General features: G+C 30.5%; 24 protein-coding genes. 5 read left to right on the top strand and 19 right to left on the bottom strand.

Annotated elements, in window-relative coordinates:
- Positions 1 to 12: 12 nt before the first annotated feature.
- The 4 genes from porW to V8G56_RS01435 form a co-directional block, all read right to left on the bottom strand.
- On the bottom strand, positions 13 to 2,574 hold the full coding sequence (gene porW / locus V8G56_RS01450; RefSeq protein ID WP_449528515.1) for a type IX secretion system periplasmic lipoprotein PorW/SprE: 2,562 nt from the start codon (positions 2,572 to 2,574) through the stop codon (positions 13 to 15).
- Positions 2,575 to 2,691: 117 nt separating this feature from the next.
- The gene (locus tag V8G56_RS01445; RefSeq protein ID WP_395436672.1) at positions 2,692 to 3,387 is read right to left on the bottom strand and encodes an ABC transporter ATP-binding protein; all 696 of its coding nucleotides are present in this window, start codon (positions 3,385 to 3,387) and stop codon (positions 2,692 to 2,694) included.
- An 11-nt stretch (positions 3,388 to 3,398) separates the two neighbouring features.
- A complete protein-coding gene (locus tag V8G56_RS01440; RefSeq protein ID WP_395436671.1) occupies positions 3,399 to 4,877 on the bottom strand; it encodes a DUF5687 family protein in 1,479 nt (492 codons plus the stop codon).
- Positions 4,878 to 4,885: 8 nt separating this feature from the next.
- Positions 4,886 to 5,287 carry a DUF2059 domain-containing protein gene (locus V8G56_RS01435; protein ID WP_395436670.1) on the bottom strand — a complete coding sequence of 134 codons (402 nt, stop codon included), beginning with the start codon at positions 5,285 to 5,287 and terminating at the stop codon, positions 4,886 to 4,888.
- Between the two features lie 128 nt (positions 5,288 to 5,415).
- Between V8G56_RS01435 and V8G56_RS01430 the strand changes: the two genes are divergently transcribed.
- Entirely contained in the window at positions 5,416 to 6,474 is a 1,059-nt protein-coding gene (locus V8G56_RS01430) for a 2Fe-2S iron-sulfur cluster-binding protein (RefSeq protein WP_395436669.1), read from the top strand.
- 9 nt (positions 6,475 to 6,483) lie between these two features.
- On the opposite strand, the gene V8G56_RS01425 is transcribed toward V8G56_RS01430, so the two are convergent.
- Both V8G56_RS01425 and V8G56_RS01420 read right to left on the bottom strand, forming a co-directional pair.
- Positions 6,484 to 7,503 (bottom strand): glycosyltransferase family 9 protein, encoded by a 1,020-nt coding sequence (locus V8G56_RS01425; protein ID WP_395436667.1) that lies wholly within the window; start codon positions 7,501 to 7,503, stop codon positions 6,484 to 6,486.
- 36 nt (positions 7,504 to 7,539) lie between these two features.
- Positions 7,540 to 8,145, bottom strand: coding sequence for a DUF4254 domain-containing protein (locus V8G56_RS01420; protein WP_395436666.1), 606 nt, complete (start codon positions 8,143 to 8,145; stop codon positions 7,540 to 7,542).
- A 73-nt stretch (positions 8,146 to 8,218) separates the two neighbouring features.
- On the opposite strand from V8G56_RS01420, the gene upp reads away from it, so the two are divergent.
- On the top strand, positions 8,219 to 8,878 hold the full coding sequence (upp, locus tag V8G56_RS01415) for a uracil phosphoribosyltransferase (RefSeq protein ID WP_395436664.1): 660 nt from the start codon (positions 8,219 to 8,221) through the stop codon (positions 8,876 to 8,878).
- Here upp and V8G56_RS01410 read toward each other — a convergent pair.
- Entirely contained in the window at positions 8,867 to 9,790 is a 924-nt protein-coding gene (locus V8G56_RS01410; RefSeq protein ID WP_395436663.1) for a DUF6427 family protein, read from the bottom strand. The genes upp and V8G56_RS01410 overlap by 12 nt on opposite strands.
- Before the next feature lie 39 nt (positions 9,791 to 9,829).
- Between V8G56_RS01410 and V8G56_RS01405 the strand changes: the two genes are divergently transcribed.
- Complete coding sequence (locus tag V8G56_RS01405; RefSeq protein WP_395436662.1) at positions 9,830 to 10,057, top strand: DUF6341 family protein; 228 nt, start codon at positions 9,830 to 9,832, stop codon at positions 10,055 to 10,057.
- Here the strand turns inward: V8G56_RS01405 and purD are convergent.
- On the bottom strand, positions 10,052 to 11,323 hold the full coding sequence (gene purD / locus V8G56_RS01400; protein ID WP_395436661.1) for a phosphoribosylamine--glycine ligase: 1,272 nt from the start codon (positions 11,321 to 11,323) through the stop codon (positions 10,052 to 10,054). The genes V8G56_RS01405 and purD overlap by 6 nt on opposite strands.
- A gap of 144 nt (positions 11,324 to 11,467) precedes the next feature.
- On the opposite strand from purD, the gene V8G56_RS01395 reads away from it, so the two are divergent.
- On the top strand, positions 11,468 to 12,775 hold the full coding sequence (locus V8G56_RS01395) for a phenylacetate--CoA ligase family protein (RefSeq protein WP_395436660.1): 1,308 nt from the start codon (positions 11,468 to 11,470) through the stop codon (positions 12,773 to 12,775).
- Here V8G56_RS01395 and V8G56_RS01390 read toward each other — a convergent pair.
- The 6 genes from V8G56_RS01390 to V8G56_RS01365 form a co-directional block, all read right to left on the bottom strand.
- Complete coding sequence (locus V8G56_RS01390; protein ID WP_395436659.1) at positions 12,759 to 13,538, bottom strand: glycosyltransferase family 2 protein; 780 nt, start codon at positions 13,536 to 13,538, stop codon at positions 12,759 to 12,761. The genes V8G56_RS01395 and V8G56_RS01390 overlap by 17 nt on opposite strands.
- 9 nt (positions 13,539 to 13,547) lie before the next feature.
- Positions 13,548 to 14,957: an exopolysaccharide biosynthesis polyprenyl glycosylphosphotransferase gene (locus tag V8G56_RS01385; RefSeq protein ID WP_395436658.1), complete on the bottom strand. Its 1,410-nt coding sequence runs from the start codon at positions 14,955 to 14,957 to the stop codon at positions 13,548 to 13,550.
- Positions 14,958 to 14,960: 3 nt separating this feature from the next.
- Positions 14,961 to 15,947, bottom strand: coding sequence for a UDP-glucuronic acid decarboxylase family protein (locus V8G56_RS01380; RefSeq protein WP_395436656.1), 987 nt, complete (start codon positions 15,945 to 15,947; stop codon positions 14,961 to 14,963).
- Complete coding sequence (locus tag V8G56_RS01375; RefSeq protein WP_395436655.1) at positions 15,944 to 17,257, bottom strand: UDP-glucose dehydrogenase family protein; 1,314 nt, start codon at positions 17,255 to 17,257, stop codon at positions 15,944 to 15,946. The genes V8G56_RS01380 and V8G56_RS01375 overlap by 4 nt, the downstream gene beginning before the upstream one ends.
- A gap of 18 nt (positions 17,258 to 17,275) precedes the next feature.
- Positions 17,276 to 18,619, bottom strand: coding sequence for an exopolysaccharide biosynthesis polyprenyl glycosylphosphotransferase (locus tag V8G56_RS01370; protein ID WP_395436654.1), 1,344 nt, complete (start codon positions 18,617 to 18,619; stop codon positions 17,276 to 17,278).
- Between the two features lie 96 nt (positions 18,620 to 18,715).
- Positions 18,716 to 19,402 (bottom strand): O-antigen ligase family protein, encoded by a 687-nt coding sequence (locus V8G56_RS01365; protein ID WP_395436653.1) that lies wholly within the window; start codon positions 19,400 to 19,402, stop codon positions 18,716 to 18,718.
- 76 nt (positions 19,403 to 19,478) lie between these two features.
- Between V8G56_RS01365 and V8G56_RS01360 the strand changes: the two genes are divergently transcribed.
- The gene (locus V8G56_RS01360; protein WP_395436652.1) at positions 19,479 to 19,913 is read left to right on the top strand and encodes a hypothetical protein; all 435 of its coding nucleotides are present in this window, start codon (positions 19,479 to 19,481) and stop codon (positions 19,911 to 19,913) included.
- A gap of 30 nt (positions 19,914 to 19,943) precedes the next feature.
- Here the strand turns inward: V8G56_RS01360 and V8G56_RS01355 are convergent, their stop codons facing one another.
- The 5 genes from V8G56_RS01355 to V8G56_RS01335 form a co-directional block, all read right to left on the bottom strand.
- Complete coding sequence (locus V8G56_RS01355) at positions 19,944 to 21,041, bottom strand: DUF1972 domain-containing protein (RefSeq protein WP_395436651.1); 1,098 nt, start codon at positions 21,039 to 21,041, stop codon at positions 19,944 to 19,946.
- Positions 21,016 to 21,870: a hypothetical protein gene (locus tag V8G56_RS01350; RefSeq protein WP_395436650.1), complete on the bottom strand. Its 855-nt coding sequence runs from the start codon at positions 21,868 to 21,870 to the stop codon at positions 21,016 to 21,018. Before V8G56_RS01350 ends, V8G56_RS01355 begins: the two co-directional genes overlap by 26 nt.
- Before the next feature lie 428 nt (positions 21,871 to 22,298).
- The gene (locus V8G56_RS01345) at positions 22,299 to 23,459 is read right to left on the bottom strand and encodes a glycosyltransferase family 4 protein (protein ID WP_395436649.1); all 1,161 of its coding nucleotides are present in this window, start codon (positions 23,457 to 23,459) and stop codon (positions 22,299 to 22,301) included.
- A gap of 120 nt (positions 23,460 to 23,579) precedes the next feature.
- Entirely contained in the window at positions 23,580 to 24,401 is an 822-nt protein-coding gene (locus V8G56_RS01340) for a glycosyltransferase family 2 protein (RefSeq protein WP_395436648.1), read from the bottom strand.
- A gap of 8 nt (positions 24,402 to 24,409) precedes the next feature.
- Positions 24,410 to 25,360, bottom strand: coding sequence for a class I SAM-dependent methyltransferase (locus V8G56_RS01335; RefSeq protein WP_395436647.1), 951 nt, complete (start codon positions 25,358 to 25,360; stop codon positions 24,410 to 24,412).
- Positions 25,361 to 25,381 lie beyond the last annotated feature (21 nt).

Below are 25,381 nucleotides of genomic sequence, written 5' to 3'. Positions count from 1 at the left end.
AATGCTCTTAATTTAATTATTATCGTTATTTAAATACGCGTCTAAATTTTTATGAATTTGAATTATTTGATAATTGGGTGAAGAAATGACAAAATATGGTTTTTTAATTTTCTTTTTGTCTTCTTTAGATAATAGTTGGTCAAAGGATTTTGCAACTACTTTGTTTTTTAAACCATGCACTATTACAAAACTTATATTTGGATCATAAACATCAATAGATGTAGATAAATCATAATACTTAATATTTTTTAATACTTTACCTAAAGTGTCTTGAAAAACTTTGATTTCTGACAATTCAGCTTTATCAAATTGAAAAACCACTTTGTAATTATTGGCAAGACTGTCCAAAATAAATTCCTTGCTTTGTATTCTTGGTAAAAGGTTCGTTTCTATCTGTTGTGCTTGTTGTCCCTCTGGGGTATTAGCAAAAGTTATCGCAACATAATTGATGGCCTTGCCGTATGGTTCATAACCATATAAGCGACCTATTGCTGTTGCCTTTAATAATTCCAGTTTTGGCACAATTGGTTCTCCATCAAAAACATTAATATAATTTTCGCATTTTAATATCACCTCTGCATATTCTTGATTTTCATGCTGTTCATAGAGGCTTTCATAAACACTTTCCGGGCTATTTTCATCTTTTAAATCTGCTAATTCCGGATTGCTTAAAATAATTGCATATCGAGAATCCGGATAGTTTGAAATAATGTCGTTCTTCGCTATTACAGCCTCACCAGTTTGTCCTAAAAGTTCATAAATTTTAAATAAGTTATATTTTGAAGGTAATATTAATCGCTCTTCAGGATTATTTTTTAATACTGTTTCAAACTTACTTTTTGCTAAGTTGTATTCTTTAAATTTTTCTTTATAAATCAAGCCTAACTGATAATAAGCAAAGTTTCGGTCTTTCGCTAAACTATCAATCTCTTTTGTTTCTGTTGGTATCTTAGAAATATAAAATTGTGGGTCGTACAATTCATCTGCTGTAGCATTCACAAATACTTCATTGTTTAAAACAGGGTTCTTGGAGTTTGATATTCCTTTACTAGACCATCTCCAGTCATCTTCCAACGATCTGTTTCCCCAAATTTTCACAAATTCATTTTTCCCATATCCCACCGTTGTTGGGTTATAAAAATAAAATAAACTTGACTGATTAGGCAAGCCACCTCTTGGGGCGTTTGGGTTTAAACCACCAATATTATTATTAACGGTAACTAAACCATTATTTCTTTGTGCAATTTCTTGTTTTTGCTTTTCTTCTTCAGCCTTAGTTTTTAATTTTTCAATTAAGGTTTCAAAAAACGCAATCCTTTCCAGCTCTGGTAAATTTACTAGTCTTAAAATACTATCATTAACCTGGGCAACATCCTCATAATAGATAACATCTTCTAAATTGTCTCTTTTGCGTTTTATAAGACGATAGGGTTTAGAATTAAGCACCAAGTTGCTCATAGTACTATCGTAATAGGCTCCAGCTTCCTTATATTCAGAATAATCAAAGCTCATATCACCCAATATCTGGTAGTTTTTCGCTCTTAATTCCTTATCCCTTGAATTTGTTCTTAAGGATTTATTATAATAAGAAATTGCCAAATACTCTGATTTATTAATTAAATGATATTCACCTATTTGATGATAAATTTTGTCAAGAAACGGTCTGTTTTCTCTATCTTCTTCAAGTTTGGTTAACAGTTCTAAACAAGCTAATTTGTCGCCGTTTTCGTAATCGAAATTTTTTATTTTTTCAAGTTGGGCACTAATTAAATAAATACGAGGTGTTTTCCTATTAAGTTCAATAACCTTATCAAAAGCAATATTCGCGCTATCTTTATATCCTAATGTATTGTATAACTGACCTTGAATAAATCTATATCTACCACGTTCATCATTGCTTTTAGTAAAATTTGAAGCAATTTCTAATTGAGTAATGGCACTGTCAACAGACTTTGTATTCAAATATGCCTGCGCTAACATAGAAGTAGCATCAGCTAAATCTTGATCACTTAATTTTTCTCTCTCTAAAAGCCGTTTTAAGTTTTTTATGGCTAGTTCATCATTATCTAAACGGATATTAGTTTTTTCTCTCCATATTTTAGCCTGATTGATCTTATCACTTGCCGGATATTTATAAAGTATATAGTTAAAGGCTTCAAGCGCAGGCACAAAGCGTTGGTCAAAATACCTAGCTTTTCCCAAAAGCAAATACGCTTCATCCATCTGTGGGTTTTCTTCTTTCCCCTGAATGTTCATGCTGTGCTTTTGAATGGCCTTAACCGCCTTTTCTTCAGCTCTATTAAAATTTTCGTTTTTTGATTGGCCGGGAAGAATAATCTCATCTAAAATTTGCATCCGCTCTATGGGCAAAATATCCCAATAGTTATCATTATAGGCATAATTTAGTGATTGCCTGCCTTCTTCCAAAGCCAAATACCCGTTGTATAGCGCATTGTATTCTGCCGAAACTGCATGATAATTGCGGCTCATAAAACTGTCCTTTTTTCGCGAACAACTGGTTACAAAAATTGAACTTAATATTACAACTAGTATGAATTTTAAAGATGTTTTCAATACCTGTCTGTTTGGTCTAATAAATAACTATAAACTCCTGCTTATATTATGCAAGAAGGTAAAAATAAGCATCTTTTTTGATTAACGTATGAAATGAAACGACTTTTGGATGATGTGTTAATTAGCAAAATGTGCTTCTAACTCTTTTAAGGTTGCGGCATTGGTTTCAAGGTCTTTTACAATCTCCCCTTTTTCAAGCACCACAATACGCTCACATACATCTGTGACATGCATTAAATCATGGCTAGAAATTAGTACCGTTACTCCTTTTGATTCCGCTAAATCTTTAATGATTTGTTTTAATCTGATTTGTGTTGTTGGGTCTAAATTAGCAAAGGGTTCATCTAAGATAATGACCTCAGGATTGCCAATCAATGCGGCTACAATTCCTACCTTCTTTTGGTTTCCTTTACTTAAATCTCTTAAATATTTTTTTTGCTTTAAAATTTCGCCATGAAAAAAATCTTCAAATTGATTTACATAGGTATCTATATCAGCCTTATTTTGACCGCGCAACTCGCCAATAAAATAAAAATATTCCTCAGCCGTTAAATAGCCAATTAAAAAACTTTCATCAATAAAAGAGGAGGTAAACGGTTTCCATTCTTCACTTTCATGAACGAATATTTCATTGTTAGTAATACTTCCTGATGAAGGTCTAATTAAATCTAAAAGCAAGCTAAAATAGGTGGTTTTCCCGGCACCATTATTACCTACTAAACCAAAACTTTGTCCTTTAGGAATTTCTAATGTCTCTATATTCAAAACGACATTGCCGCTGTATTTTTTTGAAAGATTTGATGTTGTTATCATAATTTAAGATATTAATTGTCTTGACTAAACGCGTCAATCATTTTATACTTGGACTTTACATATCGCGCCGTAATAAAAGTCATTAACTTTTGGTGAAACACAATACCTATGATTCCTAAAAGGGCCAACACAAGACATCCTATTTCAAAGCCTGCTAAAAAATAACTCAAACCAAAAATCCCCAGTGGCAGTAACATCAGCGGAATACCAATAAGCCATTGTACAGCACCAGTTCCTTGATAATTAAATGCCGCCCTTTGATTTAAATCGATTTTTTTTCTATTGAATGAGCCTCCTAGTAAAATAACATGAGTGTTTACGCCCAAGTTATAAATGGCCGCTGCGAAATGAGCTAACAAAATTTTCCACCCAAAGTAAACATAGGGAATACTTAGAACGAACAAAATAATAACACTTAATGCCATGAGCGTATATTTTGACTTCAAATATTGCTCATACTTTATGTTCTGGCTCATTAGCAGTTTATAATATCCGCTGTCCCATGCAGGAATAAACTGCCCAAAATTTATTAGGAAGATACCTGTTACAAAAATACCAATGAAGGCAAAAAACCATGGCATTTCTTGATACATGGGTTGTGGATAAAAAAACAAACCATAAAGTAATCCAATGACAAGTATCCAAACAGATGACTTTGAGCGTTTATTACGCCAAATCAATTTTAGATCTAATTGCATAAAAGGGGCAATGTCTCCAAAATTTCGAGTCCATTCTAAATTGGAGGCATTAACTTCTTTAACTTTTGTTTTTAAAGAACTGTCTAAAAATAATTTGTTTCTTAAAATCCGAGCATTAACTATATATAATACGGCAAGTATAAAGACTAATACAACTATTAATCCTGGTGTATTGTAAATACTTTTAAAACCTTGTCCAATGAGTTGATCAAAAGAAATGATTTCAAAATGGTTTAAAGCAAACAATCCGCCAACAATAAGAATAATAGGAAGAAAAGATAATTCCGTTTCAGAGGAGTAGCTCTCAATAATAAAGTTTAAAAAATTAACAATGAGCGTTACTAATACTAAAGACAGCATCCATGTAATTACCGATATTATGGGATAGCCCTCAATAATCAGGGTCAATCCAAACGGTATAATAGCAAAAAGAGGTAGTATATTAAAAAAAGATGTTGCAGACTTCCCTAATACATAATTAACAATCTTACTTGTTTTAATGGGAAGTGTGAGCAAAGGCTTAGCTAACATGACTGGTAACTTTTGAAAAAAGAACCTGAAAACCAAGTCAGCCAATATCCAATAAAACAAAATATTATTTACAATATTTAATGGGTCTTCTTGAGGAAACATCTTTTTTAATCCTGGGTATAAGGCAACGCCTAATATTAAAAAAATGACCAAAAAATAAAGTGCCAAAAAGCCCATTAAAATTTTTAATGCTAGCCCTTTACCAAAGCTTGCAGACCTAACAAACGATTTCCACTCTAAACCTAAAAACTTAAATATCATAGAGTTTGTTAATTATATTTTTGAGCAATAGCGGACACTTCCATACCCCAAGACTGACCGAATGACATTGCTTTTTGAGTTAATCCCAATTGCTTTTCGGCTAGTTTTTTCCCTAAATCTGTATTGTAAAATGCTATAAGCTCTCTTATTTCATCTTGAGAAAATTCTGCCATATATAAATCAGCCATCTTATCATACAATCCAATTAACGTTCCGTTAGCTTCTTGAGTGTAAGCTTCTTTGTTTTCTTCAGAAACACCCGCTCCTATTTGTGCAATCGCATTTTCAAAAGCCGCACCAGCACCTGTAATTTGCAGGAATTCTACAGTTTCACTTTTAAAGTCTATGTTATCTTGAGCTTGCGTAGCAAAAACAACCATAAGCATACATACTAATAAGATTTTTTTCATTGAATAAAATTTAATGGTTATTGTAATAATTGATATAGCGCTTTATAAGTACGGTTTTTATGATAATTGTTACAAACAAAGTTAAAATTTACAAATCAACTTTAGTACTTTTGTAAAAAAAATAACGCATGTCTTCATTTCATAACCTTTCAGTAAAAGAAATCACAAGAGAAACCAGTAAATCAATTAGTATTAGTTTTAACATTCCAGAAGATTTAAAAGCCACTTATGCTTTTAAAGCAGGGCAATATATTACCTTAAAAACGACTATTGACGGTCATGAAATAAGACGTGATTATTCTTTATGTTCTTCTCCAAAAAGCGGAGAACTTAAAGTAGCCATAAAAGAAGTCAAGGACGGTACTTTTTCAGCATTTGCCAATAACCAAATAAAGGTTGGAGATGTTTTTCAGGTGGCTCCTCCAAAAGGACGTTTTGTTTTTGAACCTAATGATTCTAAAACAAAAAATATTGCGGCTTTTGCCGCAGGAAGCGGAATTACACCCGTGCTTAGCATTATAAAATGCGCTTTAGAGGAAGAGATTCACAGTAAAGTCATTCTGGTTTATGGCAACAAAACCACTGGTGATACTATGTTTTTAAATGAACTTTTAGAATTACAACATCAATATAAAGACCGGTTTTCTATTCAATTCGTGTTTAGTCAAGCTCAGGAAGAAGATGCGATTTATGGTAGAATTGAAAAAAGCACCGTCAATCTTATTGTAAAAAACAAATACAAACATATTGATATTGATGCTTTTTACCTTTGTGGCCCAGAAGCCATGATTCAAACAGTAAAACATGTGTTAACAGACCATGGCGTTGAAGAAGATCGAATTCATTTTGAACTTTTCAAAGCTGCAAAACCTGCGGAAATTGAGGAAGAAACAACCATAGCAAGTGGTAATACTAAAATTACTATTATAGTTGATGAGGAAGAAGCTACCTTTGAAATGTCTCAAAAGCAATCTATTTTAGAAGCTGCTTTAGATGAAGATATTGACGCGCCTTATTCTTGTCAAGGTGGAATTTGCTCTAGTTGTTTAGCCCGAATAAAAGAAGGTAAAGCCACCATGAGACAAAACAATATTTTAACTGAAAATGAAGTGGCAGAAGGGTTAATTTTAACTTGCCAGGCACATCCTACAACACCGACAATTGTAGTTGATTATGATGATGTATAAACTGTTTTTTTAGATAACAGATCTTATTTTATTAATAACCGTTTTTGGCTCAATAGTTCTTGATACTTCTTTATAGCTTTCTGGAAATTTATTTCCAAAAACAGAGGTTGGAATTTTTGGAAATGTATTTCTATCAGATAACAACATATAGTCTTCTGGCTGGTTAAAAGGTGCAAAGCCTGCATATGGATGTGTCACACCCCAAAGAGTTATTACTTTAACTCCAAGCATAGCAGCGATATGCGCATTTCCTGAATCCATAGACAGCATCACATCTAAATTTGAAATGACATCAATCTGCTCGTCAAGATCTATTTTTCCTGCCAAATTAATCACGTTTTCATAAGATTCTGCCATCTTATTTAAGGCTTCAACTTCCTTATTTCCGCCTCCAAATAAAAGAATTTGATGTTCTTTAGAAAGCACTTCAACGACTTGTTTCATTAAATCTAAAGGATACATTTTTCCTTCATGAGCCGCAAAAGGAGCAATGCCAATAACATTATTGCCTTTTTCCCCTATCAAACTTTCTGTTTTTGTGTTTAATAAAGCTCTTGCTGGGAATTTTGGACTAGAAAGATCAAGCGGAAAACCTAATTTTTCAAAAACCTCAGCGTAACGTTCATGAGTTGTTTTAAGTTGTCTGAAGGATTTTCCTGAAACTAACTCTTTTTTTTCCTTTCTTCCCTTGTCAATTTGAACAAAATTATAGCCAGAGAAAAAGCTTTTTAAAATATTTGAACGTAATACATTATGTAAGTCTGCAACGGCATTAATGTGAAGTAATTTTAGTTCTTTTGATAATTTATAGAGCCCAAAAAAACCTTTATGAGTGCCTTTAACATCTGCCACAAATACCTTTGTGTTTACTAAATCTCTAAAAAAGGGCTTGAAAAGCTGCGTGGTAAGAACCGTTAATTTTACTTTAGGATATTGATTAATTAATGCTCTTAAAATAGGCACTGTCATGGCAACATCTCCCATTGCTGAAAGCCGAATAACAAGAATGTGTGCGTGTTTATCGGGCATCTTTTTTAGTAAACTAAAATTAAAAGGGGTTGAAACTTATTTTTGAGTTCGAAGCACCGGATTTAGTTCATCATCATTATACATTTTCATTTGCTTATACACTTTCATGTATTTGTCTCCTTTTTCAATATCAGCTAGCAAAGTATCAATAGCGGTAGATAAATCTACGCGTTGCTCCAATAAAATATCTAGCTTTTTTTGACAAGCATTTCTATGTTCAACAGAAGCATCTTTTCGTGTTGCTTCTTCATTCATATGATATATCTTCAATGCTAAAATTGATAAACGATCAATGCCCCAAGCGGGACTTTCCGTATTTATTGTGGCATTGGCCTTTGCTTTTACATCTTTATATTTAGTAAGAAAATAGCTGTCAATATATTCAACCATATCTGTTCTGTCTTGATTAGAGGCATCAATTTTACGCTTCAATACTAAGGCAGCAACAGGATCAATTTTTGGGTCTCTAATAATGTCTTCAAAATGCCATTGAACAGTATCAATCCAACATTTTCTGTAGAGTAAGTGTTCTAATAATTCGCTTTCATCATACTTGTTTTTAAAAGGTTGATCAACGGTATTAAGGATGTGATATTGTTTAATGACGTCCTGAAAAATGGCATTAGCTTTTGATGTAAACATGATGTAACTATTTTAAAGTGCAAATATACTTCTAATTAATTAACTTTACTACTCGAAACATACCTAGTCACACATGCATATTCATAATTTATCACAAAAAAATTCCTTATTAAACACTTTTATTTCAGAAATAAGAGATGTTACTGTTCAGAAAGACCGCATGCGCTTTAGAAGAAACATTGAGCGTATTGGTGAAATTTTAGGTTATGAAATGAGTAAGGTTTTAGATTATAACTTGGTTGATATTAAAACACCGTTAGGGACTTCACAAATTAATTTAATTCAAAACGACATTGTTTTATGCTCTATTTTAAGAGCAGGAATTCCACTTCATAATGGTCTGCTTAACTATTTTGACACTGCTGAAAATGCTTTTATTTCTGCCTACAGACATCATGAAGGAGATTCTGATAATTTCGAAATCATTGTTGAATATTTAGCCTGTCCAAATTTAGAAAACAAAACCCTCATTTTAGCAGATCCTATGTTAGCAACCGGCAGGTCAATGGTTTCCACATTTGAAGCCTTAAAGCCCTATGGGAAACCAAAAGCCATACATCTAGTCAGTACTATTGGGGCTCAAGAAGGAGTTGACTATGTGTGTGATTATTTTTCTAAAGACACCCATTTATGGATTGCTACTGTTGACAAAAAATTAAACGAAAAAGGATATATTATTCCTGGATTAGGTGATGCAGGTGATTTGTCTTTTGGAGAAAAGTTACAGCATTAGTAAAAGAAAAGGAACCACCAATAAAACAGAAACAAACAGTTCTTTAAACCACTTTTCTTTTATACTTTCAATATAATTACCCATAATTATAGCTAATGGAGCAAATAAAAACAAAAACTCACTTCCGTTTTTTTGTGGTGACAGAATAGCTGTAACAAACGCTATAATGACATAAATAAAAATAATTTTAAATGAAGGTCTATAAGTCTTCTTTTTCTTCTGAACAAGTTTAACATAAAAAATAGATGCCCAAACCCCAAAGGAGAATAGCATAGTAATCGCAATTAAATAGGGCATTGTATTATAGTTACTGTAATTATAGCTTGTGGTAGTTGATAGATTGATTATTTCAAAAAAATTATTATAAATAACCACTGAAGCACTTATTGAAATCACCAATACCGTAGCTAATCCAGCAAAAGGAACAACCCAGTTTTTTACTCTATTATCGGTATATAAAAGCAGTGTGGCAAAAATTAATATAAAAAATAAAATCGCCCAAAAATAAAACAGGGTAGCTACAGCAAACCAAATGGCTGTGTCAAATAACTTTTTCTTGATTTTTATTTGGGTTCTAAGACTTAAAAGACGTCTTAAACCAAACATCACAAAAATATTTGCCATCAAGACACTTCCATCTAAGGAGCATTGAGGCAACATTAAAAAAAACAAACCAAATAATAGAATTTGATAATGATTGTTTTTAGTTAAACTGTTTTTAACTACAATAAAATTGAAAAGTAAAATGGTAAAATAACACACCACAAACCAAGCTGTTTTTTCAAAGAAAAAACTAACAGAAACAGATTCTAAAAAAGGTTTTACATTAGCGACCGAAAAAGCCAATAGCATTATAAAAAAAACAATGACAAAATTTATTGGCTTTGATTTATTAAAAATACTTGTTATCATTAACTCTTTTTGTATTTTTGCTTGGTAAATATACTAACTATGAAAGATTTCTTTTACGCTATACAAGATTTATTTGTAAATGTTCTTTTCGCTCCTTTTGATGCTTTAAGAGCATTAGAGCTTAAAAATTGGTGGGGAGCAAACGGTATGTCTTGGCTTTTTTTAATTATCGGTTTAGTTGCATTTGCATATTGGATGCTGCAATTAAAATCTTTTAATGATAATAAGGAAGAGGACAAAAGCATCAGTGCTCATTCCTATTTATAAGTCAAATCCTATATCTTTTCGATAATACATCTTATCAAAATGTAGCTTTTCTATGTTTTGATAAGATTTTTTTATGGCCTCTTTATAAGTATTTCCATAAGACGTAATAGCCATTACACGTCCTCCAGAAGTCACTACTTCACCGCCCACAATACTTGCTCCTGCATGAAAAGGAATAGAGTCTTCAATATTGTTAATACCTGAAATTCGCATTCCTTTTTCATAAGCTTCAGGATAACCACCTGAAACTAACATAATAGTTGTTGCAGCTCTCTTGTCTATTTCAATATTTATTTTGTCTAATGTTCCATTTGCCATTGCTTGAAGTATCTCAACAAAATCATTTTTAAGTCTTGGAAGCACGACCTCAGTCTCTGGATCACCCATTCTAACATTATACTCAATCACCTTTGGATTGTCACCCACTTTTATAAGACCAATAAACACGAATCCTATATAAGGTAAATTATCTTTTTGAAATCCTTTAATTGTTGGTTTTACAATCTGCTCTTCAATTTTACTAAGAAACTCATCCGTTGCAAAAGGAACAGGAGACACAGCTCCCATACCGCCTGTATTCAATCCGGTATCTCCTTCACCAATACGTTTATAATCTTTGGCGGTTGGTAAAATTTTATAATTTTTACCATCAGTGAGCACAAAACAACTTAACTCAATACCATCTAAAAACTCTTCAATAACCACTTTATCACTCGCTTTACCGAACTTGGCATCAACCAACATGCTTTTTAATTCGGCTTTTGCCTCTTTTAAATCATTTAAAATTACAACACCTTTACCGGCAGCTAAACCATCAGCTTTTAAAACATATGGTGGTTTCAAAGTTTCTAAAAAAGCAAAACCATTATCCACTGTTTCTTTGGTAAAACTTTCATAAGCAGCCGTGGGAATATGGTGTCTGAATAAAAACTCTTTAGCAAATTCCTTGCTGCCTTCAAGTTCTGCGGCCTTCTTTTGTGGACCAATCACAGAAACGTGTTTTAAGTTATTATCATTTAAAAAGAAGTCATGAATACCTAACACCAACGGATCTTCTGGGCCTACAACCACCATGTCAATTTGCTTTTGCATTACAAGTTCTTTAATGGCTTCAAAATCAGTAACACTAATATTTACATTAGTTGCAATTTCAGAAGTTCCAGAATTTCCTGGAGCCACAAAAAGATTTTTACATAAAGGACTTTGAGCAATTTTCCATGCAAAGGTGTGTTCTCTTCCGCCAGAACCAAGAATTAAGATATTCATTGTGTTTTGTTTTCTTTTGATGAACAAAAATAACGGCTTTTAATCTTAAAAAAGAATTATTATAAAAAGAATTAATAAATCCTCTGAATTACTGTTTTCTGAAATATTTCTTTACTTTACACCTTCATATCTCACTCATTTATTTTGAAGTTATTTAATTTGTCTTTGTGGATTAACGGGTTTCCTTTAAAAAAGGCTAAACGAGCTATTGAGGCCATTCAAAAAATAAATGATACGGAATTTGAAAAATACCAATCTCAAAAAAAAGAGGAAATTGTAGATTTTCATTTAAAACATAATCCGTTTTATAAGTCATTTGCTAAAAAGGCCAATCTAAATGATTGGAACAGTATTCCCATAATGACGAAAAGAGATTTACAACAACCTTTGAAAAATCGATTGTCGGAAGGGTTTTTTAAAAAAAACAGTTATGTAAACAAAACTTCCGGTTCATCGGGCGATCCTTTTGTTTTTGTAAAAGACAAATATTGCCATGCTTTAACCTGGGCTGGTTTTATAAAACGTTATGACTGGTTTGATATAGATTTTAACTCTTCTATGCAGGCGCGTTTTTACGGTATCCCATTGAACAAAAAAGGCTATTATAAAGAACGATTTAAAGATTTTTTAAGTAAGCGCTATCGGTTTTCTGTATTCGATTTAAGCGACAAACAACTTAAAAAAAATCTAAGCAAATTCAAAACAACAAAGTTTAATTATATAAATGGTTATACAAGTTCTATTGTCCAATTTGCAAAATACTTAAAACAAGAAAACATAATATTACAAACTATTTGTCCTTCGTTAAAAGTTTGTATAGTAACTTCTGAAATGCTTTTTGAGGAAGATAGGTCTCTTTTAGAAGAACGGTTTGGGGTTCCAGTGGTTAATGAATACGGCGCTGCTGAGCTGGGCTTAATTGCTTTTCAAAACCCAAAAACCGAATGGCTTGTAAATACTGATGATTTATATCTTGAAATAGTTGACGAAAATAATTCGATTTTACCTTACGGGGAATTGGGGAGAATTGTTATAACATCGCTTTACAATAAAGCACATCCTTTTATTCGATACGATTTAGGGGATATTGGCAAACTTTCAAAAGAAAGCACTGTGAGGAAACCAATTTTAGAATCATTAGTTGGACGAACAGATGATATTGTTAAGCTACCAAGTGGTAAAAAAGCAGCTGGGTTAACTTTTTATTACGTTACAAAAACGATTATTGAAGATGATGGCAACGTTAAAGAATTTATTATTGAGCAACTTAAGATTGATACTTTTAAGATAAGCTATGTGAGTGGTTATGAACTTTCTGAAGAAAATTTAACCAAAACAAAAAAAGCCATTGCTAAATATTTAGAACCAAATTTAATTGTTGATTTTGAACGTAAAACTGTTTTAAAACGTTCGAACAGTGGTAAGCTAAAACAGTTTAAATCTTATTTGTAGAAACTATTTGTTTTGATTTTATAAAGAAATGCTCTCTTAAAAATATGAGCATATAATAAATAGATTTTAAGGTTGAAAACCCTAAACCTTTTTTGTAGACTAAATAATTATATTTAATAAGATTAAGTTTGTTTGAAGACATGGAGTCTTTTCTTACCCTGTAATAAGCCAACGATTCCTGGATACTTCTAGCAGGCTTACCAGACTTTTTAATAGCATCTAACCACATTGCCCAGTCTTGTCTTTTTCGTAAATCAGGAGTTGTTATTTTGCCTAATACATTCGCGTTGTACATACCTGTTAGATTTCCGATGTAATTACTTTTTAAAAATTTCTTATAAGTAAGTTCAGGCAATGCTTTTATCAATTTGTTTAGTGGTTTGCCTGTTTCATTAATTTGTTCGTAACAACTAAAACATACATCGCAATCTTCCGTCTGCATAAATTCAATTTGAATTTGAAGTTTTTCAGGTTTCCATAAATCATCAGCATCTAAAAAAGCGATATAATCTCCTTGAGCCTCCATAATTCCCTTATTTCTGGAAATGGCCGCACCCAGATTTGCTTCATTTTTAAGAAGTTTAATATTCGGGGTTTGTGTGATAAACTCATTTACAATGGCGATAGTTTTATCGCTAGAATAATCATCTATTAAAAGTAATTCCCAGTTTAAAAATGTTTGATTTAATACGCTATTGATGGTTTCTGAAATAAATACTTCAGAATTAAACATGGGGGTAATAATAGAAACTAATGGTTTCAATATATAATATTAATAAGCTTTTTCATCTCCTTTAAACACGTTAATTATTGTTTGAAAAATAATTTTAACATCTAATAATAAGGACCAGTTTTCAATATAGAAAATATCATACTTAATTCTGTTAATAATGTCTTGGTCGGTTTCTACCTCTCCTCTATAACCTTTAATTTGAGCTAGACCTGTAATTCCTGGTTTAACATGATGTCTAAAAATAAAATTGTATTTATCAATTATTTTTGAATAGTCTTCAGTGTAAGATAACATATGCGGTCTTGGGCCCACAACGCTCATATCGCCAATTAAAACGTTGATAAATTGTGGCAGTTCATCTAAATTAGTTTTACGCAAAAACTTACCAATATTTGTTACTCTACTATCATCTTGTTTTACATATGTTCCTTTAATTTCTTCGGTAATTGTTAAAGATCTATATTTATAACAATAGAATTCTTTATAGTTAATACCATTTCTTTTATGTCTATAAAACAAGGGGCCTTTCGATTCAATTTTAATTAAAATAAATAAAATTAAAGAAAGCCAAGAGAGCACAAAAATTATTATAAATAGCGAAAAAATAATATCAAAACTTCTTTTAATGAATTTTACAAATTCATTATTGAGTATACCGTCTTGAATTGATAATACTGGAATATATGTATAATAATCTGTATGAAGGCGCTTTGTATATAGTTTAAGTCTATTAGGTACAAATTTAATGTTACAGTGATTTATGTTAGCGTACTTAACAAATTTATTAACTTCTTTTTCAGTTAATTCGTCAATAGAACAATATATTTCATCAATATTACCATTAGTTTCTAAAAAATTAAAACATTCTGAAATTGTACCCGTAGTCTTTCTGTCTTTTGAATTATTAAAAACACCTTTTACATTATATCCAAGTTCTTTTCTTTTTGTAAAAAAAGATCTTAGTTCTTCAATACTATCTCCACTACCTGCTATAATAACATTTCTTGTGTTTCCTTTATAGTATAAGCGAAATGTTTTTAATACATAAAAACTTAATATTTTAATAAATCCAATTGCAACGAATGAATATAGTAAATAATTTAAGGTGATTGTTGCTGGCATTTTTATGGATCTAAACGCCCCCACAAAAGCAAAAACAATTAATCCAAAAACCAGAAACTGTTTTATTAAAAGAGACATTATATTTAAAAATGAGGTGTATCTATAAACTTTATAAAAATTTAAAAATACAGTAGATATAAGCCACAGAACGACTGAATATATAAAATATAATAGGTGTTTATTATTGAGAAAATTAAATGAAAAAAAGTATAAATTATTTTCATTTAATTTTAAGAAACAAAAAGCTAAATAATTAATGACAAAAATATCATAGATAATTAAAATTGGTCTTAATAGCCATGAATATCTGCCACGTTTAAATTCCATAAGCTACTTGTTTATATAGCCCGTAAAATCCTTATGCTCACTTTTATAAAGCTCTTCTTCTGTTAAACTCTTAAAATAATCAAAAGTGATTTTCATTCCTTCAGCTCTATCCACTTTTGGCTCCCAGCCTAATAATTTCCTTGCTAAAGTTATATCTGGTTGTCTCTGCATAGGATCATTCACTGGTAATTCTTTGTAAATCACTTTTTGAGTTGTGCCTGTTAACTTTATAATCTCTTCAGCAAAATCCTTAATTGATATTTCATGTGGATTACCAATGTTCACAGGATATACATAATCACTTAATAAAAGCCTGTAAATACCCTCCACCTGATCATCTACATAACAAAATGATCTGGTTTGTGAACCATCACCAAATATGGTTAAATCCTCACCACGCAATGCTTGTCCCATAAATGCAGGAATCACTCGCCCATCATTCAGTCTCATTCTTGGACCATAGGTATTAAAAATACGAACTATTCGAGTCTCTAACCCATGAAACCGATGATAAGCCATGGTTATAGATTCTTGAAACCTTTTAGCTTCATCATATACGCCTCTTGGTCCTATAGTATTTACATTCCCATAATAATCTTCCGTTTGGGGGTGTACTAAGGGATCTCCATAAATTTCGGATGTTGATGCAATCAAAATTCTTGCTTTTTTAGCTTTAGCTAAACCTAATAAATTATGAGTCCCTAATGACCCTACTTTTAATGTTTGAATTGGTATTTTTAGGTAATCTATAGGACTAGCTGGCGATGCGAAATGAAGTATATAATCTAATGGTCCTTCAACAATGATGTGCTCTGTAACGTCATGTTCAATAAATTCAAAATTTGGATGATTTATTAAATGTTGAATATTCCTTTTATCACCAGTAATAAAATTATCCATTCCAATAACTTTATAGCCTTCTCGAATAAATCGATCACACAGATGAGATCCTAAAAACCCTGCGGCTCCTGTTATTAATGTTTTTTTCATTTCCCTTTTGTTTCTCTTCCGATTGAACTATAATAAAACCCTTCTTGCTGCATTTCCTTTATATCATACAGGTTTCGACCATCAAAAATTACTGGTTGGTTTAAACTCGTTTTTAATTTATCAAAATCAGGCGTACGAAAAAGACTCCATTCTGTACAAATTATTAACGCATCTGCATTTACCGTTGCCTCATCTTTGTTTAATGCATATAATATTTGATTTCCAAATTTTAATTTTACGTTTGGCATTGCTTCTGGATCAAAAACCTGGACATTAGCCCCTTTACTCAATAAAGCCTCAATGATGTATAAAGCTGGTGCTTCTCTAATATCATCTGTTTCAGGTTTAAACGCTAAACCCCAGATCGCAAAAGTTTTACCCTTTATGTCATTGTTGAAATAGGTTTCAATTCTTGGGATTAAAATTTTCTTTTGAATATCGTTTACTTTTATAACGGCATTTAATATATCAAACTCATAGCCTAAATCTTTACCAGATTTGTATAATGCTTTTACGTCTTTTGGAAAACAAGAACCTCCGTAACCTATTCCTGGAAACAAAAACCGTTTTCCAATTCTAGAATCTGTCCCCATTCCTGCTCGTACTTTATCAACATCTGCACCTACTTTTTCACAAAAATTAGCAATTTCATTCATGAAAGTGATTTTGGTCGCTAAAAATGAATTAGCTGCATATTTAGTAAGTTCAGCAGATTTTTCGTCCATAATAATTATTGGATTACCTGATCTAACAAAAGGCTTATAAAGTTTTTCCATTAACTCAATCGCCTTTTGAGAACTTGAACCAATAACTATTCGCTCCGGTTTTAAAAAATCATCTACAGCAAATCCTTCACGCAGAAACTCAGGGTTTGAGACTACATCAAATTCAACATCTGTATGACTAGAAATTACTTCGCATACTCTTTCAGCTGTACCAACAGGAACAGTACTTTTATCAACTATAACTTTATAGCATTTTAATAGCTTCCCAATATCTGAGGCGCATCCTAACACATAAGATAAATCTGCAGAACCATCTCCGTCTTCTGGTGTTGGCAATGCTAGAAATATAATATCTCCATGCTCTACACCTTCTTTTAATGACGTAGAAAAATTTAATCTCTTGGCCTTAATATTTCTTTGAAATAACACATCTAAATGGGGCTCATAAATTGGCACAACCCCTTTTTTCATTTTATCGACCTTTTTCTTATCAATATCTACGCACAATACATTATTTCCTGTTTCTGCTAAACAGGTTCCTGTAACCAAACCCACATAACCCGTTCCTATTACTGATACTTTCATTCTTCTTTCTAAAATTAATTAATACGCCTTTTCTTCACCTTTAAACATATTCAAGACAGTTTGAATAATTATATTAAAATCTAAAAGTAAAGACCAGTTTTCAATGTAAAATACATCATACTTTGTTCTATTTACAATATCTTCTCTTGTTTCAATCTCCCCTCTATAGCCTCTCACTTGTGCTAAACCTGTAACCCCTGGTTTTACAAAATGTCTCATCATGTATTTAGAAATTTTCGTGCCATACATTTTATTTTGTCTCCACAAATGTGGGCGCGGTCCGACGACCGACATGGTTCCAAACAATACATTGAAAAACTGTGGCAATTCATCAATACTTGTTCTTCTAATAAACTTTCCTACACGAGTCACCCTAGCGTCATTTCTAGTGGCAGAATCCTCTGATCTAGAATTTAAAGTCATCGATCTAAATTTGTAGCACCCAAATCCTTTTTCTTTGATTCCTGGCCGGTTTTGCTGAAAAAAAATGGGTCCTCTGCTTTCTAAGATTATTATTAAACCCAATATGGGTATTAGCCAAGAAAGAACAAAAATTATTACTATACTAGAAAAAATTATATCAAAAATTCGTTTCGTTGCAGCATTTATTGGGTCATCTAACGGAATATCTCGTAATGAGAGTATTGGTGTAATATCGTAATAATTCAAGTATAAATTTTTACTAAATAATTCTTCGCTATCAGGAATAAATTTTAACGTTTTTAAATTTATATCACAGAAATCAATAAACTCCTTTATTTGGTTATTTGTTAATTCTTTTACTGAACAATAAACTTCATCTATTTTATTTTTTAATATAAAATCAAAGCTTTGAGCAATAGACCCTTTTTTATCATTATTTTCTTCATTAGTAAAATATCCTACAAACTTATAGCCATATCCTAGATTATAATTAAAAAATTCTTCTAACTTTTTCGTGGATTCATTTCTTCCTATTATTACAACTTGCTTATAATTACTACCGGTTATAATTCTATATTTTCTAAAGATTATGTGCAAAAATATCCTCCATATATTAAATATTACCAATGTAAAAACAAAAAATATAACAACATTTTCAAAAAGAATTTTTGAATCATTTATGTATAAATAAGTAAAAATTAATAAGACAAATGTTGTTATTTGCTTAGATAGCAAAGAAACTATTTTAATAATTTTAGTGTATCTGTAAACTTTATAGAAAGAGAAGGATATTGAAAGAATTATCCAAAAACTAATAAAAAAAATTAGATCTATTGGCTTTTGTGTTAAGAAAATATTTAGAAAACCTGAAATAAATAACAAATCTATTATATACAATGATGGCTTTATCCAACTAGAATAACCTTCTTTGTTTGCCATAAGCTAATTTGTTGTTTTTACTAAAAACAAATATAATTTAATATATAGAAAAATCAACAATGATTAGTCGTTATTAAAGACATTATAAGTTATTTTTTATAGTATAATTTTAGAGTTTAAGGCTTTTTTATTCAAGTTAATACTCACAATTAAACAATAAAATATTGTGAATACAAATAGCCCTTGTTGTCTCCATAATAATGACTCTGTAAAAAATATCATTGTTGTAGTAACACAAAACATAATAAATAAAAAATTATTAGTTCTTATCGCTTTAATCATAGCTGTCAAGATCATTGCTAACAGTAAAATTAATCCAAAAACACCCGTTTCAGATAAAATTTGGGCGTATTGATTATGATAATTATAATTATGAAACGTATAATAGGTGTCAAACTCTTGATGTCTTTCCTTTACATTTTGTCGTGAAGCGAATAATCCAAACCCTCTCCAAAAAATATTGTCTTCTTCAATTTGTTCTTTTAATATTCTCAATTGAAGTAACCTTATTGAGCTGCCTGTCCATGGGTAACTATTTCCAAACTCTTTTTTTGTAATAATTTCATTAACGCGGGTGTCTTTTTCAAACAGGAATCTTTTGGTAAGTGTAATCGAACTTATGCCAATTATAAAAAATATTATGACAACCATATATATTGATTTTGCCTTGTAGATCTTAATATTTTTATTCTTATAAATATATATAAAGCCCCCAATTAACAAGTTAAAAAGCATCATTTTTGAGGACAATAACAACAGTAATATCAAAAAAAATAGAATCAAAAATTTATCCTTAATACTTTTCTTGTTATTTGATATCAAATAAAAAAAACTGATGGAGAAAATTAATGATACATAAATGGCATTTAAGTCTAATGCACTTACCAAATTATGGTATGTAAAAGAGTATAAAGAATGTGTCTTAAAAAAATTGGAAAACGCATCAATTAAAAAATATAATCCAAAAAAGACATTTGACCAAGTGAAAATATTTAAAATTAATTGGAGGTTTTTTAATGTAATTTTCGGGATAATAGTAAATGCAAAAGGGACTAAAAAAAGGCATACCGTTCTCTCTAATCCTGTCTTAGTTAAACCTTTATCAACTGTCCAAAACCATGTTAAGGAAAATAGCAGGTATAAAGCCATTGGTAACAGCAGAGCTAAATTTAGCGTTCCCCTGTCCCAATTTATAATTTTATGCCTAACAGAAAATATAATAAATAGTCCTAACGCAATACTGCTTGGAGCATATCCCACAAAAAGCATAGACAATACCAGAGCAATTAAATAGGCTAAAAACTCTGTAGAGTTAATGAAAAGTCTAGTTTTGTTTATTACATTCATGTAAAAAATCTAAGTACTTTTTATTTATTATTTCCCATTTAAATTTCTGTTCAATTTTAGAATAGCAATTTTCCAGTTTATCTGTGAATTGATCTTTGTTTATACTATCTATATGATTCTTAACATCTGTTTTTGAGCTAAAATAAAATGCGTCATTTTCTAAAATTGATTTTGCAAACTCATTGTCATGGGCTATTATCAGTGCTTTTGATGCCATTGCTTCCAACAATGATGGATTTGTACCGCCTACAGAATGACCATGAAAATATAAGTTTGAATAATATCGTAAATTGTTTAGATGCTCTAAGTTATATATTCCCCCAACAAATCTAATGTAATTGTAGTTTTTAAATTTGCTTTTTAAATAGGCTCCGAATTTGTTGGTGTGATGGTTACCAACTACCAGAAAAGTAGTTTTCTTTTTGGCTAATACAACACCATCCAATATAACTTCGAGATTGTTTTCTGGTTCAAATCTTGCTACCAGCATATTGTAATTTTTTTCTTTTACATCGTATTGAGATAAAATATCAATATTTGGCTCTGTAAACAACTCTGCACCATAGGCTATGTACTCTGATTTAGCATTGTATTCTTTTAGAAGATACGTTTGTATTCCAATAGAGTCTGAAATCAAATAGTCGCTTGATTTGACTGCTAGTTTTTCGGCATATTTTAAAAATTTTCTTACCACTGGTGAATATTTAGAGCGTTTCCATTCTAAACCATCCATATTGCTAATAATAACCGTATTTTTTGGTAACAACTTATGCCAAATAGTATTACTGGTATAACCTAATTGTAATAAAACATCGAAGTTTCTTTTTCTGGAATCTAAAATACAATTAAAATCATAAATAAATTGACCAAAAGTACCAACTAAATATTCTGGGTCAAACTTATGTCTAATTTTCACCCCTTTAAATAGGCTTTCCTGATAAAGATGATTATGTGAATTATAAACGGTTATATCGTAGCCATTTTCTGCTGCATACACTGAAAAAAACTCGGCAAATTGCTCAAAACCACTATAATGATTGGGAATACCTCTAGTTCCTATTATTGCTATTTTCAAATTCTAGTTTGATTTGATGATCCCTTAAAAAAATAATCCCCCCTAATATGAGTGTCAAATTATCTCTAGGATTATAAATTCCTGAAATTACAAGTGTTGAAATTAAATAAAAAAAGCTAAATCCTAATATAATATTATTGATTCGATTTAGTTCAAGTTGACCATGCATAATGGGTCTGTAGTATAATATTAACAAAAACAGGAAGAACGATAAAAGCCCTAATACACCCGATTTGTATAGAATAAACCCGTATGCATTGTGGAGTAATGAAATAAACCGCATCCCTTCTCCTTCGTCGTCTAAAGGAGCTTTAAAACCTAAATCGACCGTAGACCCAAATCCTCTTCCAAAAACCCAAGATAACGGGCCATCATTATTTAAACTTTCTATTGCCTTTAACACTTCATAACCTCTCCAGTGATCCCATAATTCAGCATGATTATTAACATCAATTTCCGTTAAAAATATTTCAGCTGGAGCTATTTTTAACTTATACATAAATTTACTTAATGTCCCTTCGTTATCTCTATCAATCTCTATAGAAAGCAGATATGCATACAGCCCCAATAATAGAATTATGAGTGTTCCAAAGTATTTGATGCCTTTTCTGGTTATCCTGGTGTATCCAAAAAAAGACAACCCAAGTAAAAGAATTATAATAAACATAGTTCTTGAAAAATAGAGAACAAAGGATGTTGCTAAAATAAAAAAGATGACTTTTTTATACTTAATATTAAGTGTTGGCAACCTATAATTTAGAATTAAAAACAAAAGCGCTATAAGTTCTAAAAAATTATCTCGCCCATATCTGGTTCTAAAAAGATTCATGTCTATAGACATTACTTCCTTATAATTAATTAAAACAATGCTTATATGAAACAATGCGAGGAAAGCTCCAACGTTAATTATACTGATTAAAAAAAACCTTTGATCTCCTATTCTTTTTATTAGTAGATACCCAAGAGACATAAGAGCTATTGGTTTAAAAATATAAAAAAAATCCTTTATAAAATCGATTATTTCGAAACTCCTGAAAAGGGCACTAAAAAGAGACAAAGAAAATATTATAATTAAAGGGAAAAGAATATTTAAAAAACTTTTGGAAAATTTTAAATTACAAGTTAAAAAAGTAATCCCCAAAGAAATGAGAATAAACAAAAAAATAATTTCAACGCTATTAAATAAGAATGAACTTAATAGAAGTAGCACAAACATAATTTTGTGAAGTGTGATTTTACTTATATCATCGGACTTTATCATAGCGTTTCGTAAAGACTGATTATATTTGAAACATATTTTTTTTCAGAAAAATTATTCATTGCGTTTAAATATCCTTTCTCTGCAATTTTATTTCTCTTTTTAATATCAGTAATTAATACTCTTAAATTTAACTTTAAATCTTCTTTGTTGTTCGGTTCAAATAACAAACCGGTTTCATTATGCTTAATAATTTCTTTTAGTCCACCATGATTTGCACCTATAACAGCCTTCTTAGATACCATGGCTTCTAATGATACCAATCCAAAAGGTTCAGGCTCGGTAGAAGGTACTACCGTAAAATCAAAAATATCATACAAATTCCAGATGTCCTTTTGGAAAGGTATAATTAAACATTTATCCTGTAAGTTAAAATCCTTTATTTTAGTTTCTAGTTTATCTTTATATATTGATTGGTTTGGAGGTATTGAACCTACAAAAATTAAAGAAATATTTGAGAATTCATCAGCTAAATCATTAAATGCCTCAAGTAATAATTCATGTCCTTTCCATCTACTTATCCTACCCACTAGACCTATGACCAAGTTATCTGGATTTATATTATAACCTCTTTTAATCTGAGCTATTTTTTCTGTACATAAAATTTCTGTATTTCTGTTAATCCCATTCCAAACAACATGAGATTTCTTCATAAGACTAACATTAGATTTGCACATACTATTTTGTGAAGCAACAGAATTAAAGATTACCGTTTTTGAAAAAACATTAACAAGTCTGGGATAAATTATCTTTGCTAAATGAGGATGTTCAATAATTTCATGTATATGCCAAATATGATTAATGCCTTTTATTTTGGCAAAAATAGCTCCTAATAGGACGGCCAAAGTATTTGAATGAATTAGTACAATTTCCTTTCCCTCAATTTGCCTATTAATATATTTAATAGACTTTATAATCTGAAACGGTAGTTTTAAAAACGCTTTTATACGAAACATTCCGCGGGAAAGTTTAAGTACTGGAGTAGTAATATAGGAGATGTTCAAATCATTTAATGCGCCCGTTAAATCTCCTTCGTTTGGAAGTACGACAATAGGATTATAATCTGAGTTTTCTTTTAAGTCCTTTACTAAATACAATAAGGTTTTGTCAGATCCATAAAGTTCAGCTGATTGGTGAAAAAAGAGAATAGATTTTTTCATAACTACTTTATCTTTTTTCTTGAAACAGATCCTAAAGTTAGTATTCTAAAATCGTTTAGAATAAACCTAGTTAAAAAAAATAATTTTATTCGGCGCTTACTTTTTGTGTGTTTACACATCTTAATACTTATTTTTAATAATCTTTATAAATTTATTTAATGTTATACATGTTTTATATATAGCCTTTGTGGGGTTTCTATAAAAATTATTAATATAAATAAAGTATCCATCTATTAACTGCTTTTCTCGCTTAGCATTAAATCCTCCGTAATGAATATACGAAAGCGTGTTAAAATAAATTCTCTTTTTTTTAATAAGAGAAACCCTTTTACTAAAATCTACATCCTCTACATACATAAAATAATCCTCACATAACCCTCCTAGCTGATCCCAAATCCTTCTTTTTGTTAACAGAAAAGACCCCTCAATCCAATCTACTTCGTAAATATTTTTATTAAATATTCCAGAACTAAATCCATTAGTGTTTTTTGTTAAAAGAGACAATTTAAACAGACTTAATGGATTGGGAAAATTACCTGTAGATTTTCTGTAGTTTTTTTTAGAATCCAACATCTTTATACCAACAACCCCAACGTCATCTTTACTTAATATATTTATTGCTGGTCTTAGATTATTTAATAAAACAGTGTCATTATTTAATAGCAAAATAAATTCCCCATTACTTTTTTTAACACCAATGTTATTAGCTTTAGCGAATCCCAAGTTTTTTGTGTTGCGTATAAGCATGCATTCTGCATAATTCTTTTCAATAATTTCAAGACTTTTATCGGTAGATTTATTGTCTACTATAATTATTTCATACGTAATCCCTTGACTTTGCTTGTGAACAGATGCTAAACAATCATGAAGATATTTTGCTCCATTATAATTAACAATTACTATTGAAAGTTCTACGCTATTGGTCAATGACCTATTTGTCATAATAAAAATTACTTTTTTTGGAAGATAAAAGTAGCTTGATCTCCTTTATCTTTCAAGTTTAATATTCTGGAAAAAATTGTAAAATACATTCCTTTTGGATAAAATCTAGTTTTTAAAATATTTGTATTTTGAGAAATCATAGGAATTCCCCTTTTATAATTTGCACTAATCAAAAATTGTTTGGCGTCAGAATCAAAAAAATAATTTTGTAAACGAAACCCTAGTTTTTCGCACATTTGCTTTAAGCCTGAAAAAGAGGGGATTAAGATATGCCGAGGTGCGTCTATCTGATACCAGTTTTTTTTATATTTCTTAAAAGCATAGCAGGAACTTATTGGGGATCTGAGTATTAGAGCCCCATTGCTTTCAAGTAATTTATAAATATTTTTTAAACTTGAATGGGGTTCTTCAAAATGCTCAAACACATGACTTAAAATAATAATATCAAATTTACATTTTTCATTAACCAAACCTTCTACACTTTCCTTTCTAATTTTATAATCGTTTTTTTGTATTTCTTTCTCTAAATATGGGTCAATACCAAAAAGTTTTTTAAATCCTTGTTCATTTAACTTATCTAATAAAAATCCATCTCCACAACCAATATCCAAAATTCTTGAGGTGTTCTTATCTGGTTTACAAATTTTAATAGCCTTCAAGTTTGAGTTTCTACCAGTTAAAAACCTAACGGAACAACCGATTATTGAAAAGTCTCCTAAAGTATTAGCGCTTTTGCTTTTTGAAATCCAATTCTTAAATTTGTTCGCACTCCTTTTTACAAAAGAATAATAATTTCTAGGATAATAATCTACCATGTTATTTGGAATGTTTATCAAAGACAAGCTTTGGCAACTATCACAATACAAATATTCAAAATAAGTTTTGAATCCAAACATCATTTCTTCAACTTCAATAATATCATCAGACTCATTAAAACATAGTTTACATTCTCTTTTCATAAATTATCATATATTTTATTC

This window comes from Gaetbulibacter aquiaggeris (assembly GCF_044003965.1).
Taxonomy (GTDB): Bacteria; Bacteroidota; Bacteroidia; order Flavobacteriales; family Flavobacteriaceae; genus Yeosuana; species Yeosuana aquiaggeris.
The sequence above is the reverse complement of the archived record's forward strand: the minus strand, read 5'-3'. Positions and strand labels throughout refer to the sequence as shown.

Excerpts from the sequence above, each read along its gene's own strand:
- V8G56_RS01445 (WP_395436672.1), bottom strand. The coding sequence starts at position 3,387 with ATGATAACAACATCAAATCTTTCAAAAAAATACAGCGGCAATGTCGTT.
- V8G56_RS01440 (WP_395436671.1), bottom strand. The coding sequence starts at position 4,877 with ATGATATTTAAGTTTTTAGGTTTAGAGTGGAAATCGTTTGTTAGGTCT.
- V8G56_RS01435 (WP_395436670.1), bottom strand. The coding sequence starts at position 5,287 with ATGAAAAAAATCTTATTAGTATGTATGCTTATGGTTGTTTTTGCTACG.
- V8G56_RS01430 (WP_395436669.1), top strand. The coding sequence starts at position 5,416 with ATGTCTTCATTTCATAACCTTTCAGTAAAAGAAATCACAAGAGAAACC.
- V8G56_RS01425 (WP_395436667.1), bottom strand. The coding sequence starts at position 7,503 with ATGCCCGATAAACACGCACACATTCTTGTTATTCGGCTTTCAGCAATG.
- V8G56_RS01420 (WP_395436666.1), bottom strand. The coding sequence starts at position 8,145 with ATGTTTACATCAAAAGCTAATGCCATTTTTCAGGACGTCATTAAACAA.
- upp (WP_395436664.1), top strand. The coding sequence starts at position 8,219 with ATGCATATTCATAATTTATCACAAAAAAATTCCTTATTAAACACTTTT.
- V8G56_RS01410 (WP_395436663.1), bottom strand. The coding sequence starts at position 9,790 with ATGATAACAAGTATTTTTAATAAATCAAAGCCAATAAATTTTGTCATT.
- V8G56_RS01405 (WP_395436662.1), top strand. The coding sequence starts at position 9,830 with ATGAAAGATTTCTTTTACGCTATACAAGATTTATTTGTAAATGTTCTT.
- purD (WP_395436661.1), bottom strand. The coding sequence starts at position 11,323 with ATGAATATCTTAATTCTTGGTTCTGGCGGAAGAGAACACACCTTTGCA.
- V8G56_RS01385 (WP_395436658.1), bottom strand. The coding sequence starts at position 14,957 with ATGGAATTTAAACGTGGCAGATATTCATGGCTATTAAGACCAATTTTA.
- V8G56_RS01380 (WP_395436656.1), bottom strand. The coding sequence starts at position 15,947 with ATGAAAAAAACATTAATAACAGGAGCCGCAGGGTTTTTAGGATCTCAT.
- V8G56_RS01375 (WP_395436655.1), bottom strand. The coding sequence starts at position 17,257 with ATGAAAGTATCAGTAATAGGAACGGGTTATGTGGGTTTGGTTACAGGA.
- V8G56_RS01370 (WP_395436654.1), bottom strand. The coding sequence starts at position 18,619 with ATGGCAAACAAAGAAGGTTATTCTAGTTGGATAAAGCCATCATTGTAT.
- V8G56_RS01360 (WP_395436652.1), top strand. The coding sequence starts at position 19,479 with ATGGCATTTAAGTCTAATGCACTTACCAAATTATGGTATGTAAAAGAG.
- V8G56_RS01350 (WP_395436650.1), bottom strand. The coding sequence starts at position 21,870 with ATGAATCTTTTTAGAACCAGATATGGGCGAGATAATTTTTTAGAACTT.
- V8G56_RS01345 (WP_395436649.1), bottom strand. The coding sequence starts at position 23,459 with ATGAAAAAATCTATTCTCTTTTTTCACCAATCAGCTGAACTTTATGGA.
- V8G56_RS01340 (WP_395436648.1), bottom strand. The coding sequence starts at position 24,401 with ATGACAAATAGGTCATTGACCAATAGCGTAGAACTTTCAATAGTAATT.
- V8G56_RS01335 (WP_395436647.1), bottom strand. The coding sequence starts at position 25,360 with ATGAAAAGAGAATGTAAACTATGTTTTAATGAGTCTGATGATATTATT.